This is a genomic window from Arthrobacter sp. GMC3, assembly GCF_002929305.1.
Lineage (GTDB): Bacteria > Actinomycetota > Actinomycetes > Actinomycetales > Micrococcaceae > Specibacter.
The window spans coordinates 1-15,472 of sequence record NZ_PJIO01000026.1; the positions used below are offsets into that span (position 1 = coordinate 1).

17 protein-coding genes are annotated in these 15,472 nt (G+C 55.3%); 10 read left to right on the forward strand and 7 right to left on the reverse strand.

The window, feature by feature from the left end; all coding sequences use genetic code 11:
- Positions 1-987: 987 nt before the first annotated feature.
- The 4 genes from CXQ94_RS20830 to CXQ94_RS22315 all read left to right on the forward strand — a co-directional run bounded on the left by CXQ94_RS20830 (position 988) and on the right by CXQ94_RS22315 (position 3,643).
- The gene (locus CXQ94_RS20830) at positions 988-1,230 is read left to right on the forward strand and encodes a hypothetical protein (protein WP_146070387.1); all 243 of its coding nucleotides are present in this window, start codon (positions 988-990) and stop codon (positions 1,228-1,230) included.
- A 442-nt stretch (positions 1,231-1,672) separates the two neighbouring features.
- Entirely contained in the window at positions 1,673-2,035 is a 363-nt protein-coding gene (locus CXQ94_RS22310; RefSeq protein WP_146070388.1) for a hypothetical protein, read from the forward strand.
- 607 nt (positions 2,036-2,642) lie between these two features.
- On the forward strand, positions 2,643-2,981 hold the full coding sequence (locus CXQ94_RS22765; RefSeq protein ID WP_181034347.1) for a hypothetical protein: 339 nt from the start codon (positions 2,643-2,645) through the stop codon (positions 2,979-2,981).
- Between the two features lie 164 nt (positions 2,982-3,145).
- Positions 3,146-3,643: a hypothetical protein gene (locus tag CXQ94_RS22315; protein WP_146070389.1), complete on the forward strand. Its 498-nt coding sequence runs from the start codon at positions 3,146-3,148 to the stop codon at positions 3,641-3,643.
- Positions 3,644-4,111: 468 nt separating this feature from the next.
- Here the strand turns inward: CXQ94_RS22315 and CXQ94_RS20845 are convergent, their stop codons facing one another.
- From CXQ94_RS20845 to CXQ94_RS20855, 4 genes are all read right to left on the reverse strand, one after another.
- On the reverse strand, positions 4,112-4,675 hold the full coding sequence (locus tag CXQ94_RS20845) for a CbrC family protein (RefSeq protein ID WP_104092521.1): 564 nt from the start codon (positions 4,673-4,675) through the stop codon (positions 4,112-4,114).
- 94 nt (positions 4,676-4,769) lie between these two features.
- Positions 4,770-5,018, reverse strand: a complete 249-nt coding sequence (locus CXQ94_RS22770; protein ID WP_181034348.1) for a hypothetical protein — start codon at positions 5,016-5,018, stop codon at positions 4,770-4,772.
- Between the two features lie 592 nt (positions 5,019-5,610).
- A complete protein-coding gene (locus CXQ94_RS20850) occupies positions 5,611-6,609 on the reverse strand; it encodes an FAD-binding oxidoreductase (RefSeq protein WP_104092522.1) in 999 nt (332 codons plus the stop codon).
- 184 nt (positions 6,610-6,793) lie between these two features.
- Positions 6,794-7,360 carry a manganese efflux pump MntP family protein gene (locus CXQ94_RS20855; protein WP_104092523.1) on the reverse strand — a complete coding sequence of 189 codons (567 nt, stop codon included), beginning with the start codon at positions 7,358-7,360 and terminating at the stop codon, positions 6,794-6,796.
- A gap of 513 nt (positions 7,361-7,873) precedes the next feature.
- On the opposite strand from CXQ94_RS20855, the gene CXQ94_RS20860 reads away from it, so the two are divergent.
- The 6 genes from CXQ94_RS20860 to CXQ94_RS20880 all read left to right on the forward strand — a co-directional run bounded on the left by CXQ94_RS20860 (position 7,874) and on the right by CXQ94_RS20880 (position 13,223).
- A complete protein-coding gene (locus CXQ94_RS20860; RefSeq protein WP_146070390.1) occupies positions 7,874-8,107 on the forward strand; it encodes a hypothetical protein in 234 nt (77 codons plus the stop codon).
- A gap of 705 nt (positions 8,108-8,812) precedes the next feature.
- Positions 8,813-9,412 carry a hypothetical protein gene (locus CXQ94_RS22775; protein WP_181034349.1) on the forward strand — a complete coding sequence of 200 codons (600 nt, stop codon included), beginning with the start codon at positions 8,813-8,815 and terminating at the stop codon, positions 9,410-9,412.
- A 229-nt stretch (positions 9,413-9,641) separates the two neighbouring features.
- Entirely contained in the window at positions 9,642-10,589 is a 948-nt protein-coding gene (locus CXQ94_RS20865) for a peptidoglycan-binding protein (RefSeq protein WP_181034350.1), read from the forward strand.
- A gap of 8 nt (positions 10,590-10,597) precedes the next feature.
- Positions 10,598-11,239, forward strand: coding sequence for an ABC transporter ATP-binding protein (locus CXQ94_RS20870; RefSeq protein WP_258067290.1), 642 nt, complete (start codon positions 10,598-10,600; stop codon positions 11,237-11,239).
- Positions 11,236-12,384 (forward strand): ABC transporter permease, encoded by a 1,149-nt coding sequence (locus CXQ94_RS20875; protein ID WP_104092526.1) that lies wholly within the window; start codon positions 11,236-11,238, stop codon positions 12,382-12,384. Before CXQ94_RS20870 ends, CXQ94_RS20875 begins: the two co-directional genes overlap by 4 nt.
- A 284-nt stretch (positions 12,385-12,668) precedes the next feature.
- Positions 12,669-13,223, forward strand: coding sequence for a hypothetical protein (locus CXQ94_RS20880; RefSeq protein WP_104092527.1), 555 nt, complete (start codon positions 12,669-12,671; stop codon positions 13,221-13,223).
- A gap of 51 nt (positions 13,224-13,274) precedes the next feature.
- Here CXQ94_RS20880 and CXQ94_RS20885 read toward each other — a convergent pair whose 3' ends face one another.
- The 3 genes from CXQ94_RS20885 to CXQ94_RS20895 form a co-directional block, all read right to left on the reverse strand.
- Entirely contained in the window at positions 13,275-14,036 is a 762-nt protein-coding gene (locus CXQ94_RS20885) for an SDR family oxidoreductase (RefSeq protein WP_104092528.1), read from the reverse strand.
- 262 nt (positions 14,037-14,298) lie between these two features.
- The gene (locus CXQ94_RS20890) at positions 14,299-14,667 is read right to left on the reverse strand and encodes a cupin domain-containing protein (RefSeq protein ID WP_104092529.1); all 369 of its coding nucleotides are present in this window, start codon (positions 14,665-14,667) and stop codon (positions 14,299-14,301) included.
- A gap of 223 nt (positions 14,668-14,890) precedes the next feature.
- Positions 14,891-15,325, reverse strand: a complete 435-nt coding sequence (locus CXQ94_RS20895; RefSeq protein ID WP_104092530.1) for a protein phosphatase — start codon at positions 15,323-15,325, stop codon at positions 14,891-14,893.
- Positions 15,326-15,472 lie beyond the last annotated feature (147 nt).

Genomic DNA, 15,472 nt, shown 5'->3' on the forward strand with positions numbered 1-15,472 from the left:
GCCAACCCCACAACACAGGGCCTAGCCATGACCGGACTCCAAACCGGCACACTCGCAACCATCGCACTCCTCGCCGCACTCCTGGGCACCGGCGCCCTCGTCTTCACCACCATCCAACGCCGACGCAGGGCTAAGCACTAAATGCTTCGTCTCCAGCCGTGCACAGCCGTTTCACGAGCCTGTGCCGGCGGGCCTGAATCTTTCGCCGTGACGCGCTCGCTTGGCGGGTACACCTCGACAGGAAGGAGCACCATGCATTGGGGGATGCTCCTTCCTGTCGCTCTTCCCTTGAACTGGACGGCTCCTCGGCGCGGCTTCGCTACTGGGCTGATGGTGCCGGGGAAGTCGTCATCCTAAGTACGCCCAAATCCGCCGAGCCCTCTACTGGATGGCACGTTCAAGCGCTGAAGGCATCCTGATAGCTTGGGAGTGAATTGAGAAATTGTGTGCAGAGCAAAAGGGGCGATTCCTTGGCTGCTGTTCTGGATGATGACCTTCATGCTTGTGCTGGCTTCGCCAATGGTTCCTGTCCAGTTCTCCTGTTTGTGTCGTCAGATGAAACCTTGGTTCTGAGCGGCGCGTCTTTCATCTCCTCGATGATTCAAGCGATTTCGTAGGAGGTTCCGCTCTGCTTGCTAGCCATTCGCTTCTTGTCTCCGGCCAGGGAAAGCATAGAAGTAACCGCGGATATGGCGGGGGTTCCCGCTTTGTTCGTACGCGCGGGGCGGACGTGGCATGTGGTGCCTCGCCCGTCCGGCGGTAGGGGCGGGTTGACTGGTGGGAGACAGCCCAGCGGACGCCGCGCGGACAGTTTCAGCGACTCGACATTGACGTGTGGCAAGTAGGGGCCGAGATTGGCCACAACCCCAGATCCACATTGCTACAAGGAACCCAACTTGTCATGGATTGATTCAGGGATAGCGCGAACGGCTGCGCTGGACTCATGCTTTCTGGTAGTGATGTCCGGGCGATGAGGACCAGCGCGGTTTGAGCGTCGTGCTGAGCCGGCTCTCCTCGTACTACGTGTTCTTGGAGAGCAACCAGACCTGGAATGCAACAGGCGCTAGTAAGTTCCGCACTCTTCCGGAACTCGAGCTCATCGACAACATGACCAGCGCCGTCGTCTTAGACCTGGCCTCAGAATTCGAGTCAATTCTTGCAAACACGGACTGGTGCGTCTCGGGAAAGAACAACTATCTAATCCGATTGACCCGTCCTTCAACGTCCTAACGTATCTCAACGACCCCACCGGCGTGTATCGCGAGTTCGATGCGCTCTTCCACCGGACGAACTAACCAAGATCGCTCACTGTTGTACGAAGGTCTTTGACTTTCAGCCCTTCAATCCCACGAATGATCTGTTCCAACCGGTAGGGCAATGCGGGAGTCATGAAACCATCATGCCATCCACCGATAGCCCTCCATCACCCACAAGCAAGCATGAAACCCGTACTGATCCACCATGTACCCCAAGACCAAAAAGAAGTTCGCTGCCTCTGCGGACAGGCGATGAGGAGTCCCTTCGTGACAGCCAGGGAAAGAGAACGCTTTGTTGTTTACGGACTAAGTGATGGGTAGTTGGAGAAGTGGTTAAGAACATCGGTAACGACTGTGTGTTGATTGAAATCTGGATCGGCAGACGTTATCCACCAACTATCGGAGCGGACCCCTGAGTGGCAGGTCTTGTTCTCGGTTATGAATCCATCTCATCCACGGACGTCTCGATCCATGTCACTAAGATGGGGGCGTCATCGATGGTCATCAGGGAGTATTCCGGGCACCCAGGAAGCGGAGTCCTTGATGACGTCAGTGAACCGCGTGGCAGCGGCTTCTTCGGTGAGAACCTCGGCCATGTTCTCCCCTCGGGATCCAGAACAGCCAAACCGTTCAAGGATTCCACCACACGCAGTCATGAACTCCCGCTGTTGTGGGTGCAGGGTTGTCCGAGGCATATCCAGGGGGTGATTGCAGAACCATCCACGGCGATTCTCAAGCGGACCCCAGACAATGAGCTCGTAGCTGCGGCCAGTAACTGATACCGGGGTCACTGTCGCTGATTCAAGGATTTTACTCAGCCGAGGCCATGTGGAGATCGGCCCCCGAGCTTGTACGAACGTCAGATCAGTCCCGTAGACGGACCCTCTACTGGACGGCTGGAGCTGTCGCTGGATGGACGCCTTGGGGTGATGTGAAGTCCGAGTTGTCGATGGCAAACGTGGCCCGTTCCCATAGCTGTGCAGATTTGAAGTAGAGGCGCTGTCTGCCGACCTTTCGATGGATTGTTGGGTGCTCAAGGTCGGGATTGCTGCCGTTCCGAACCACCATTCGTGGTGAGGTTTCGGTGAAAGGAACATCCAGGAACACCGAAGCATCCCAGTAGGAACCAAGTTCGTTTCAGTGCAAGAACATCCCTTCCATGACGATCAGTGCATCCGACGGAGCGCGAACAACCCCTACTCGTGCCAGCTAGTCGGCGTCGGGGTCATAGGAAGGTGGCGAGTACCAGCCATCCCCATTGGGACCGAGAGGTGATGGCAACTTGTTGCGTAGTGCCGCGTAGTTGTATGTGTCCTACCAAAAGCCCTCCGGCGAAGCTCTACCCCTGGGCATGCCTGACAGGCGAGGGTTTAGGAAGTCGTCAGCGTGGACGGCAATTGCGGGCCGACCCTAGATCTCGACTACGAGATTGGCGGCGATGGACGTCTTTCCATTGCCATCAACGCCATCAACGCCACGAACCGACGCCCAAGCCCGACGGCGTTAAGAATGCCATTGGCCAGTGTCCGCATGAACTTTTTCCATGTCGCCATCTTCCCAGCTACGAACCCAGACATTCGTCCGCGCGGTAAAAGCTACTGGCAGGAGTTCTCCTTGGCCTGTCGAGCGGACTGGTCCCTAAGTGTCGCGAGTCTTTTCGCTCGCATCACGAATCCGATGCAACGCACCGACGATGCTGATGCTCGCGAAGAGGACGATGAGTAGCAAGAACCAACGATTGACTGTTTCATCCACTATCTACGTCTCGGGCCAAATTACAGGCGTTGATGCTAGCATTTGGCCTGGTGGCACATATCACATTTTGATTGTTGCATTCCGTGACCCGGTGCCCACTGTTCCGAACGACCATGAATTTTAAAGGGAAAAACATGATTAGTTCAATCCGCAAGCTCGGAATACTTGCTACGATGACAGGCTTGGTGGCCTCATTCACTTTTATTGGCGTGGGTTCTGCATCCGCTGAGGATGCCTCTGCCGACCTTCAGCCCTCCAGCGTCATAGGGCAGACTCCGCCGGCAGATTATTTGCACAAGCTTGAGGCTTTGAGCGCCGTGCAGACTCCGGAGCAAATCGAAAATGCCCTCGAAAGCGGTACGGAAGGAGCGCCCGTAGAAGCTCTGTTTGACACAAGTACGGGCGAGATTGTTGCTGCGTTCAAACCTGAGCCCACATTTACTACATTCGCAATCTCACCACTTGGCCCCGGCTGTTCAACCACTAGCTTATGTATGACGAACAGCAGCAACACATATTTGGTTACATTGGCGCCGGGATCATGCTGGGCCCGTGGTGGAATATTGTCAGAGTTGGCACTGGTGACCGCAAAGGCGTTTTCGAAATCAACGGGTACTACCAGCCCCAACTGAACGCATACGTAAATTTGACTCTTTCGAGCGCTTCCACCGTCAACAGCATCATGCGATAGATTTTCTGTCGGACTAGCATTAGATAACGAAATATATACTGTTTGAAGTCCGAGAACTCCTATTGATCGAGTGGATTGTCCACTACTCGTCCCGCAGGAGTTCTCGCCATTTATGCCCCTATCTGACATAGAAACCCGGTGTGGTTTTGCAATAAGGGGGTGAACAATCGGAACTCGCAGCCATGGCCCTAGTCACTTTCCGGTCCTATATCCCAGCGTTGGTTGAGCAGAAGATTTCCTAATTCCTGCCCCGGAGAGATCCTCTCGCTGGATCTGCACACCGCCATAGGTGTGATGCTGTTGGTTGCTGTTGAGTTTCCTTGGGTAACGTATCTTCGTCTAAGTAGCCGAGATGCAAGAGTGACAATCGAGACCCCGCCCGCAAGCCGAACCCTTGCCGGGACCAGGTTTAGCTGGCGTCGACGTGGAGTCGGTGTGCGCCGCAGGTGAGGCATCGGAAGAGATAGCCGGCAAGGTCTCCTCCCTTTCCTAGGCATTTTTGAAGTAGTTCAGGGTTCCAGCCGAGTCCGCCGTTGACGTCTGCTGAGAAGTCTGGCTCGGTCAGGTATTGCGGTAGGTCGTTTGCTCCGATGTCCCCTAGGAAGGCGCAGGGGCGTCCGCAGTGTGAGCGCCATTCTTCTTGTTGCCAGGAGAAGTAGGAAGGGGTGCGGGTTGCGACCTCCAGTGCCTCGGCCTCGTAGACCTCAAAGGAAAAGGTTGAATTCTCCGGGATGCTATCGATCGCTGCGCAGAACTCCCCATCGAAGACTCGTGCGGCTGTGCCATCGGCGATGCACCAAGTGCAAATATATTCGACGTCTTCCGCCGCGTAGAACGACGCGATGTAGCGCATTGCACGAGGCTTGTTGCAGGCCTGACACACCCCATCGAGGACTTCGAAGATATCCAAGTCATAAGCATTCGGATGAAAACGGAACGCGGGCAACCTCTTCAGATCAGACTTTTCACACATGGCCTTATCCTGCCACACACCAGAATATCGACGTCGTCCCGCAAGCCGGTCGGCGAACGGGCCACCTAAATCAGCGCGGAGCTTTGAGGTGTCCCTATTGATGGTGTTCCACTGGGGAACTCACCCCGGTCGTTACGATAGACGGGATCATCCCTCGGTATGACAGGCTTTCTTGTGCCTGCTGCAAGAATTGACCGGTGGACACGCGCCAGGTTGCCACCCTGCCCGCCATGACATCGCCGTGACTAACTAAGGAGCGGCCTGCAGTGAGACAAATACCAACAATTGGTTGGTTTGTGCTGTCCTTCTTGTCTTCAACGGCTTTCTGTTTCGCCTTTTTCATCGGGGCAGTCTCTAGCGGTAAGGACATCGACGAGACCTGTTCTCGCGCGGGCCAGGTCCTCGACGACGACTATCGGTGGGAAAACTGGCAGGAACCATCCCGGTTTTCCCTCTGCATAACAAGTGCAATGCCGACTATGACCTAGTCCCAGTCTGGGTCAACCCTGCCTTGGTAGTCTGCTTCGCCCTAGCGGTTGGAGGTATCTGTACCTTTCTTGTCATGTCAATTAGGGAATTGAAAACAGACCAAAAACTAGCCAAGTAAATGACAGGCCGCAAAATCACCCGTTGTTGCCATGCCTCATAGGACGCACTAGCGATCGAAATTCAGGACAATAGGCCGTGGGATCTGGACCAAGAGAATCAGTGGCCGCTCGTCCCGCAAACCGAACCCTTACCGGAACCCGCAATGCCTGTAGCCCGGACGTTGACTGGGCGGCCAGTATCGAAGAGCACTTAGGTCCGTGTCTTTCCCTTCGTCTCCCTCTGCCTTGGCAGCGGTTGGTTCCTGTGTGGGGTTTGCATTACCGAATTTTTCCTGCGGGCCGGGGCTGGCGGTTTCTGCAGCTGGGGTGTCACCTTAGTTGGCCGTTCTAAAGGTTGGTCTGCCGTTGTGCCAAGATTGCTTTGGTGGCGATATGTCCGATCACTGAGGCGAGCATGATTCCTGGATGAGCAACCGCGGTATATAGTCCAGGAACACTGGAGTAGCCGATGGCCGATTCACCGTTGGCAAGCATCGGACGCCACCCGATCTCGACGCTTTTCAATTTCGTCTCTGATGCGCCATGGAAAGAACCCTGAAACAGGCGAAGCGTCTCTTCGCCGGTACGCCTTAGGTCCTCTCTGGAAGTCTCCCCGGTGTACTCCAACGGCATGAGCGTGGTTCCATCAGCGCTCTGCCGGGCTTCGAACTCATCATTAGCGACGATTCCTCGGACGATCCCCGGCGGAGCTTGTAGCTGCACCAAGACGGATGGGCTAGAGACCATCGGTAAGTCAATGCCGGCTGTCGCGCACAGGGCTGTTGAACCCGTTCCTGCTGCCACGATCACCGTGGAGGCTGAAAGGACTTCGGTGCCAAGAACCGCACCAATGACCGTCCCTTCCTCAGAACGGGCTAAACGTGAGACCGGGCTACCGAGTCGGACCGAAGTGCCATGTCGTTGGGCAGCTCGGATCAAGCATTCGGTAGTACGGACCGGATCCAACCAACCATCGTCGGCCCTGTGCTCACTTTGGTGCGGTGGCATCACCAGGTGTGGCTCGATCATTTCTACACGATCAGTCTTGGGCGCGCCGTCGTGGGAAAAATACTCACCCCATACCAGCGCCCCGGTCCAATGCATCTCAAGGTCAGGGACTTCTTGTGCCAGTCGGTACCAATGGTCTCGACCAAGCGAACGCAATTTCTCCTCGGGGCTACCGTCGTGGGCTGACCTGCCGATCCAGGCAAAAGAGTGTTTGGTAGCGCCGCTACCCGGCAAAGCTGCATCGACCAGGGTAACGCTAACACCAGCGACTGCAAGCTGATAAGCAATCGAGGATCCAACGATTCCGGCACCCACCACAATTACTTCACGAGAGACCATTCAAAAAACACTATCCCACAACGCAAGCTCACAGTGAGCTCACCCAGCGCTCCAACCCTTACCGGAACCCGCAATGCCCGTAGCCCGAACGTCATGCGGGACAGTTCGTCAACTTAGGGCCTGGTTGTATCGATTCTGGGGCGGTGTGGCTGGTGGTTGATTGCTTTGCATGTGGGGTGTCCGGTTACCAGATGCCTAGGTGGTCCAGCAGGATGCGGGTGCCGATCAGGATCAGGATGATTCCGCCGATGATTTCTGCCGGTTTACCGAACCTGGCCCCGACACGGCGTCCGATAACCACGCCGAGGAAGGCGAAGAGGAATGTGGTAGCGCCGATCAGGGTGATGGCGCCGGTGATGGATACCGGAATGAAGGCCAGTGTGATGCCAACGGCTAGGGCGTCAATGCTGGTGGCTATCGCCAGGATGAGTAGGCGTTTGATGTTGAGCTTGTTGGTGTCTGTTTCGGTGTCTTCGTGGGAGCTGAAGGCTTCCCAGATCATCTTCCCGCCGATTAGGGCTAGCAGGATAAACGCTATCCAGTGGTCGACGCCGGTGATGTAGTGGGCGAATTGGCTGGCCAGTAGCCAGCCAATCAGCGGCATGGCAGCCTGGAATGCCCCGAACGTGACGGCAATGGCAAAGGTGTGCCGGAGGTTGAATCGCCGCATGTGCAGCCCCTTGGTTAGGGCTACCGCGAATGCATCAGCTGAAACACCAAGGGCAATGAGAAACAGGGTCCAGAAGGACATAGGGGGAGGCCTTTCGTACAGCAGGCCGAGATGCCCACGGTGGCAGGATCCTCGGCATGGATGAATGCCGAAGGTCTCGTTCGCCCTGACTGTGTGGATCAAGGTGGCATGCCGGGTGGTCCACGATGACCGCCAGTATGTCGACATACCGCTGTGCCGGCACTGGGCAGGCTGTGGGAACTACTCCCCTTCGAAGCATTGAGCCTTTCACGACCTGCCTGAAGGTCCATATTTCGATCCATAGTTCAGGGTTTCCCCGGGACACAATGTAGACGGCCCGAAGACTCACGCGTAGGGAGCCATGAAATACTCACATTAGATGGGCGCACCAGAAACTCAATCCCATACCTGAAATCCTGCGTCAAAACCCTCAAAATTCGCGTGCTGAACACTTTTCCGTGGCCGAACCCTCTGCGAGTCTTTATCCCACCACTTGAAGTCACGGGACATTCCGGACCTGCCCAGTACAACAGCGTCACAGGCACGGCAGATGCCAGCTGGTAGGTTCATTCAATGAAGATGTTCCGGTACGCATATCTAGCCACTTTCCTTTTTGCTGTGGCGATCGCGTTCATCGTGAACCCGCCCATTTGGGCCAAATTAGTTCTACTTGCCTTGACGGCGGCCCCGGCTCTCGTCAATGAGTACCAGCTAAAGAAGATAGCCACGGCTGCGGCGGAGCGAGCAGAACATTCATCGAATTCTCTGCCGGATCAGATGCTGCACGCCTACAAAGGAAAATCCTAGACGGTGACAGCCAGGCCGTAGGCGGAACCTTGAGTGGGACAAGAATCCTTGCCAGTTGGCTTGCTGGCCCTTAAGCAAAGAATCAAGCCCCTCGTTGAGAAACAAGCCCCATGCCGGGCGGCAAACTCCCATGCCGGAAGAAATAGCCCAACTACTCTTAGTGACGAAAAGCCAGCTTGTCAACTGTCCATTTGGATTGAAGGAAAGTAGTATTCGAATCTATTTTCACCTTTAGTGCAATCAAATTCATCTTTCACACAATCTATTAATACTTTTAGTGTTCTTTATTGAATTCCGTGTTCTTCTAGTGAACAATCGTGATTGTCGGGGAAAAATCCTCAGGCAATCCCACGAAGGAGAAACAACGTGAAGAAGCGCATTTTGGGGGTTGCGGCCCTTGCGGTCTTGGCCGTAAGCACTTTGGCAGCACCTGCGCAAGCCGCAGAAGTTGGTCCGTTCACGAGGGGCTGTAGTGTTAATTACGTGATCAATGTTGCCACGATCTCAACGGGAACCACCAACGTTAAGGTCGGTGGCGCATACTCGGAGTACAGAACATTCAATAATCAGACTGCCGCTAACTGGTGGACAGGGCAGCGTTCGGGGGCCTGGTATGCAACAGCACCGTCATTGCCAGCTGCATCCGCGACCTGCGGCCCTTAAGCCCTAGTACCTACAGTTCATCTTGTGAGGAATTTGTCTAAAGTGAAAAGAATTATTTGCATTACTGGAATTTTGCTGGCCATATCCCTCACTGGATGCACTTCCCTTCCGTCGGTTGAGAATCCCTCATCAGGGGCAGAACAGCCGACGGAAGCTAGTGGTACGCCTGACTACCTGGCAAAGGTCGATGCAAATGGACTCATCAACGGGAGATCATATGCAGCCGTCGTAGGCGAAGCGACCTTCAAATGCCTCTCAGAAAAGGGATGGGCAGATGTTGAACTTAGTGATACCGGCTCAATCATCCTCAGAGACGCAAGTAAGTCAGATTCGTTCGACAAAGACATGCAACTATGTAGCGAAACTGTCAACTCACAATACCCGCTGCCCCCAGTAACTGACCGGGCACTGGAAGAACGCTATGCGCTTGAACTTACTACAAAGGACTGTCTAAACCAGCTTGGGTATTCGATCACTGATGCACCCTCGAAGAAGACTTGGGTCGAGCAAATGCGATCGGGAAGCGCCGATATTTGGCTACCCTACGCTGAGTTGTTCACGAACAACAGAATCTCACCAGCTGATGAAAAGAAGATCAAGCAAACTTGCGCTGATCCGGCCGAGCGAGTCTATGTTGGGTAGCAATCGACAACTTGAAAGCACGGGATTGCACACCAGCCAATCGACAAATGGTGTCGTCACAGAATCTGGCTCCAAGAGGCCGCAACAGCACTCCCATCCAGTCAAGACTTCAGTTGCTCGACTATTCATATTCCTCAGTTTCGGGTTGATCGGTGCCCTCGTGGCATTGGCCGGTGTGTGGGTCTTCGCACCCGCCCCAGAGGCAGGCACTGACCGCACCTTCACGACAGTGACGGCCGTAGAAGGTGTTGTCCAATCACAATTGCGGCTGGACGTGTCGGCAATCTGGGTAGATGTCCCGACAGCGGAGAACCAATCCAAAGGCGTTGTTACCGGTACGGACCAAAATCCGGAGCGCCCCAAGCTTTCGGGCGATCTTCTATATTCAGTCAACCTGCGACCTGTAGTTGTTGCACAAGGAAATATTCCCTCATTTCGAAGCCTTAGCGAAGGAGATGAGGGTGCAGATGTTGCACTCCTTCAGGAATTTCTTGCCTCTAAGGGGCTGTTCTTTGGAAAGCAAGACGGAAAATTCAGGAGCGATAGCACCGCGGCGGTAAAGCTCTGGCAGAAAAGTTTAGGCGGGCCCACCGATGGCCAAGTGCTCTTTGGAGACATCGTCTACATTGATACCCTGCCAGCCGTCATTACGGCTGACCCCAAGCTGATCGCCAAAGGTGTGACGCTATCGGGAGGAGAAATGGCACTACGATTTCGCAAACCGACACCTGAATTCTCTATTGCACTCAGCAAGAAACAACGGGATTCTGTCCAACGAGGCCAGAACGTAGAAATTGAGAACGGAGGTGAGAGCTGGAAGGCTGTTGTCTCCGAAATTGGACCAGGTCCTGAACAGAGCGGTGACGGTGCGATTGCCACCCTTAAAGCGGCCAGTGGCGAGAGTATCTGCGCAGAACGATGTGACGTTGTAGGCAGTCAAGGGCACTCTTCATTCCGAGGCGTGATCAAGCTGATGGACTCAATTTCTGGGGTGATCCTGCCCTCGGCAGCATTGATCACAAACGGAGCCGGGCAGACTCAGATCGTTCGTGACAACGGAGTTGTCGTTGACGTTAAAGTACTTGGATCAGCCAACGGACAGACAGCGATTTCCGGACTCGAGACAGGGGCGATAGTCCGCGCCCCTGGTCAGCCAAAGAACACCCAAGGAAAATAGGAACTGATGTGAATCCGGTCCTCGAGGCTGAAGGCATAGCCTTCAAATATGGGCAAGGGCCTGACGTGCTGGCACATTGGTCCCACAAATTCTTCCCCGGAGAAATCGTTGCTATCACCGGTCCGTCGGGTCGTGGAAAATCCACCTTGCTCTACCTGTTGGGGCTCATGCTCACCCCAACATCTGGTCAGTTGTTGATCGAGGGAGAGTCGCTGGCCAACGTTTCAGACGAGAGAAAATCCTGGCTAAGGGCAAAAAAGTATGGATTCGTATTCCAAGACGCCGCTCTCGACCCTAAACGTCCGGTTCGCGAATCGATAACAGAAGCGGCCTTGTATCGGGGTGAGAACCCGCGAGCTTACGAAGAACGAGCCGATGAATTATTGGAAGCCCTTGGAGTCTCGATTTCCCCGAAGGCAAAGCCAGGCCAAGTTTCTGGAGGCCAGGCACAAAGGATCGCCCTGTGCAGGGCAATAATCCACCAGCCATCCATTATTTTGGCGGACGAACCAACCGGAAATCTCGATCGAAATAGCGGAGAAACCGTTCGCCGAGTGTTTCGTGCTGAAGCCGCGCGAGGGGCTTCAGTGCTGATTGTTACTCACGACCAAGATTTGGCCACATCATGTGATCGGCAGATATTTCTGTGACCAGAACGCATCTCAACCAGAATCTGGAGAAGCCCGCCGTTTCTCAACTTCAGTACTACGGCTACCTGATGAGGGAATCACGGCGCAACGCCTACGCCAACCCCGTTGCGTCGATAGTTACCCTGCTGCTAATCGCCGGAATGTGCATTGCCGTTCTACTCACTTCAGGCAGAGCCGCAGGGGCGCAACAAGCTGTCTTAGGAACCTTGGACGAAGCTGGAACACGGACCATTGTCGTTACTTCAGACAAAACCGACGGTATCCCTAACGATATTGTTCAGAAGTTGAAAGACATACAAGGAATAGACTGGGCCGTGGCAATGGGCCCTTCAGTAGACGTTTCCAACAGTGCCATTCCTGGTGGAATCAAACAGTCGCTATCTCACGCATGGGCGACCAACTGGATCCCGTTTGGTATCAACCATTCCGAGAATTCTCCTGAAGTCGGCATTGCAAGCAACGTTGTCACCCAACAACTCGGATTCATCGAAAACTTCGGAACGGTTGGAACCCAAAGCGGCGAAAAATACTCAGTCACCGGCACATATTCACTACCGGTAGACGGCCAAGATTCACTTACTGACATAATTGTTCCCCAGCAATCGGCCAGTGATCCTGACTCCGTTCAGAAACTCGTGATCGTTGCCAACAGCCCCGCATCTGTTCGTCCAATCACTGAACTGGTGACTAGCTTCATAGCTCCTAGCGATGCCTCGACAGTCCATGTCCAGACAAGCCAACGCCTCGCCGAACTACGAGCCGTGGTGGATGATCAACTCGTAGTCTTCGGTCGAGTTCTCACTTTGGGGATCTTGGCCGTTGCCTCAACACTGGTCGGCATCGTTTCCTTCGGCCTTATCCTCCTCCGTCGAAAGGAATTTGGAAGAAGACGCGCCCTCGGAGCCTCTCGACGTATCGTCGTTGCCCTTGTGCTCCTCGAAGCCGCAACAGTTTCAGCAGTTGGTGCTCTGATCGGTGAAACCACAGCGGCATCGCTCCTTACCGGATTGGGTGACCCCATGCCTCCGCCCACCTTTATGCTGGGGATAGGTGTTTTAGCCATATTTGTTGGCGTTGTAGCGAGTCTCATTCCGGCCTTTTTTGCCGCACGCCGAGAACCGATCGTGGAACTCCGAGTTCCTTAGGTCTCCTTGGGGTGGCTTCAGAAAAGAGAAGAAATCGTACGCTAACGGAACGTGAGGCCAGATAACCACTGGACTACAGCTTGCCAATGGAAGCCGGCTGGCCAGAGTTCGTCCGTAGTCGGAACCTGATGCGGGACAGTGGCGGCAAAGTCTGACCGAGCGGAAATTCCCGTTTGCGGTGGCCGGCAAGTCCAATGATTCTTTCGACGGACTACTGTTGGGTTTTTTGGATGTTCAGATGTTCAAACGTGTCGTTCGCGGTAATCACGGGGTAGGGTCGCCGTATGACCGAGATTGAGCCGACATGTGAACTGATTCCTGATCCATCGGCGATTGCCGATGTGGTGGCGCAATTGGTGGACGGAAAGTGGCCCGGCTCCGATGGGGAACGTGAGAATCTCTTCGAGCGCCTGCTGTTCAAATCTGGGGAACGCTTACATCAAGCCGCTGAAGGATTCGCCGCGGAATCCTTTGCGCTATTCACCAAACTGCCTGGCATTTCTTTTGCTTCTTGGGACGCATATGACGGTAAATTCATGAGCGTCAACCTCCACGCTTACTCGTTCCCGGAGGCCGAGGCCCCTATCACTCGGCTCGGGCACGACGCCGTGTGGGGCATCCTGACAGACCGGTATGGGCAGCCCGCCAGGCTTTTGAACAACGAAGAAGTGCCGCCTAGCAATTGGAAAGTCAATGGTCGGGACGTAGACGTGCACTTCTTCAACAGGCGCGATAGCTCGCTGATGTTAAGCGTTTCTGACGGTGAACTCTCGGGTAGAGCAAATGCTGAAGCCGCTCGCGACTCCCGAATTGCAGACCGCATAGATCCCTCGCGGTAGGGAACCTTGATCGGGACTTGTCCGAGAGCGAGCGATAAAAGCAATTCGTATCTAGCGGCCTCCCGCTATGTCTAGAATGCCTCCCGTGCAGTAGCTTGCCTCGTTGCTAAGCAGCCAGATGATCGAAGCTGCAACTTCCTCAGGTTGTCCGGCTCGTTGCATCGGAATGGTGTGGGCCATTTTCTCCGCCCGGTCCGGGCGCCCGTTTCGACTGTGCATTTCCGTGTCGATGATTCCGGGCCGAACGACGTTTACCCGAATGCCCTCATTGGCAACTTCACGTGCCAAACCAATGCCAAGGGTGTCGATTGCACCTTTCGATGCGGCATAGTCCACGTACTCACCCGGCGCACCCAGCCGGCTCGCCGCTGATGAGACCAAAACGATGCCTCCACCCACACCTCCGTGGAGAGTGGACATTCGACGTACCGCCTGCCCGCAAGCAAGGATCGGGCCCGCTACGTTGACTGCGAGAATTTCTGCAATGCGCGAGGGGGTGAGCTCATCGACTCTCGACTGTGAGGCTGCGACTCCAGCGTTAGCGATGAACGCCGTAACCGTGCCGAGCTCGTCCGCGGCCTCGAACATCGCGGCCAAGTCTTGGTCTTTCGCCATGTCGGCGCGGATGTAGGACGCGTGGTTGCCTGCGTTTTGAATCGTCTCGACAACTTTGACGGCAGCATGCTCATCGTGTTGATAGGTGAGGAGCACCGACCAGCCGGCGTGTGCCGCGGCAACAGCGGTGGCGGAACCGATCCCACGGCTCCCGCCAGTAATGACCGCTACGCCGCGTGCCCCTGGGTCTGTGTTCATCCCACCAGTATGCACTCAAACGGGATGCCAAAAATGCCAAGGACCACTGCGCTGCGCTGGGAACAACAGCCCCCCAAGAGGAATGAGGAAGAGCATTCTTTGCTTTTGGGAGAGCCTCAACGCCCCGAAAAGGGGTGTCCCATATAGAGCATGCCAAACCGTCCCGTATGCCGGTCGACTTCCGGGGCGCTAGACCTTGGATCTCGGAAGTGAAGAGGAAGCGCCCGGCTGTCTCGCAGGGGAACCTCCTACGGACTGCGCCCTAGAGAATGAGTTCTTGCAGTTCCGCTGTCATGTCGCCGCCTGCGTCTCCAGTGTTGACAGTGCCTTTCGGTTCGATGAGGAGTGCCGAGACTTCGGCGGCTGCCTTGGGGCAGTGTTCAACACCGCGGGGTACAACGAAGACGTCGTTCGGGCCAAGAACTACATCTCGGTCTCGAAGCTGGATGGTGAGTTCACCGTCGAGCACCATGAATAGTTCGTCCGTGTCGGGGTGGGTATGCCAAACGAATTCACCCTTGATCTTGACGACCTTGAGGTCGTAGTTGTTGATGCTCGTCAGCCGGCGCGGCTGCCAGTGGTCTGAAATTGAGGCTAAGGCTTTGGCTACGTTCTGTACGTCAGATGTCATCCAATAAAAGTAGCAGCATCGCAGAATGGGTGGAGTCTGAACCGATCGCGAGCTATCGAATTTGGACGTACTGGGGTCCGCAGAAAACGGAAAAAATCGTACGGTAAAGGGCTGAGTCAAGTGTCCACTGGCTTACAGCTTGCCAATGGAAGCCATCCGAGCCAGTCCGTAGGACGAACCTTGTGCGACAGGCCCCCTGAGGTGGATCGGTCAGGTGGCTCAGTCAACCAGCGGTGAAGCGGGCGACGTACAGGCGTTGCCACGGTGTCTCGACCGCGCGCGGGTTGTAGTGCTCGCGTACGAACGTCACTGCCTTGTCGGCGGGCACGCCGTCGAACACTGCGATACACGCCAGCGCCGTGCCTGTGCGTCCATGACCGCCAGTGCAGGCGATCTCGACTCGCTCTGTTTCGGAACGAAGCCAGGCTTCACGCAGTGCGTCCCGTGCGTCGTCGCGGTCCTTGGGCAGCCGAAAGTCGGGCCACAGCACCCACCGTGCTTCCCATTTGACCGGGGCCGGTTTCTTGCCGAGGAGGTAGAGCGCGAAGTCGGGTGTAGCTCCACGTGGGATTGGTTTGTGAAAGCCGCGACCGCGCAGCAGTCTGCCCGAGGGCAACTGCATCACACCTGACTCGTCAGCATCCCAAACACTTTGCATGATCCCAACCTATCTGCCGACAAAGGACTAAGCATTTCCGATCCTGTGGATAGGGGGTCTGCAAGGGGAACCTTGGGTTCTTGCGGTGATTGCAACACTTAGTGAATGAGTGATGCAATGGCGATGTATTCAATCCTTTTCCGTCCG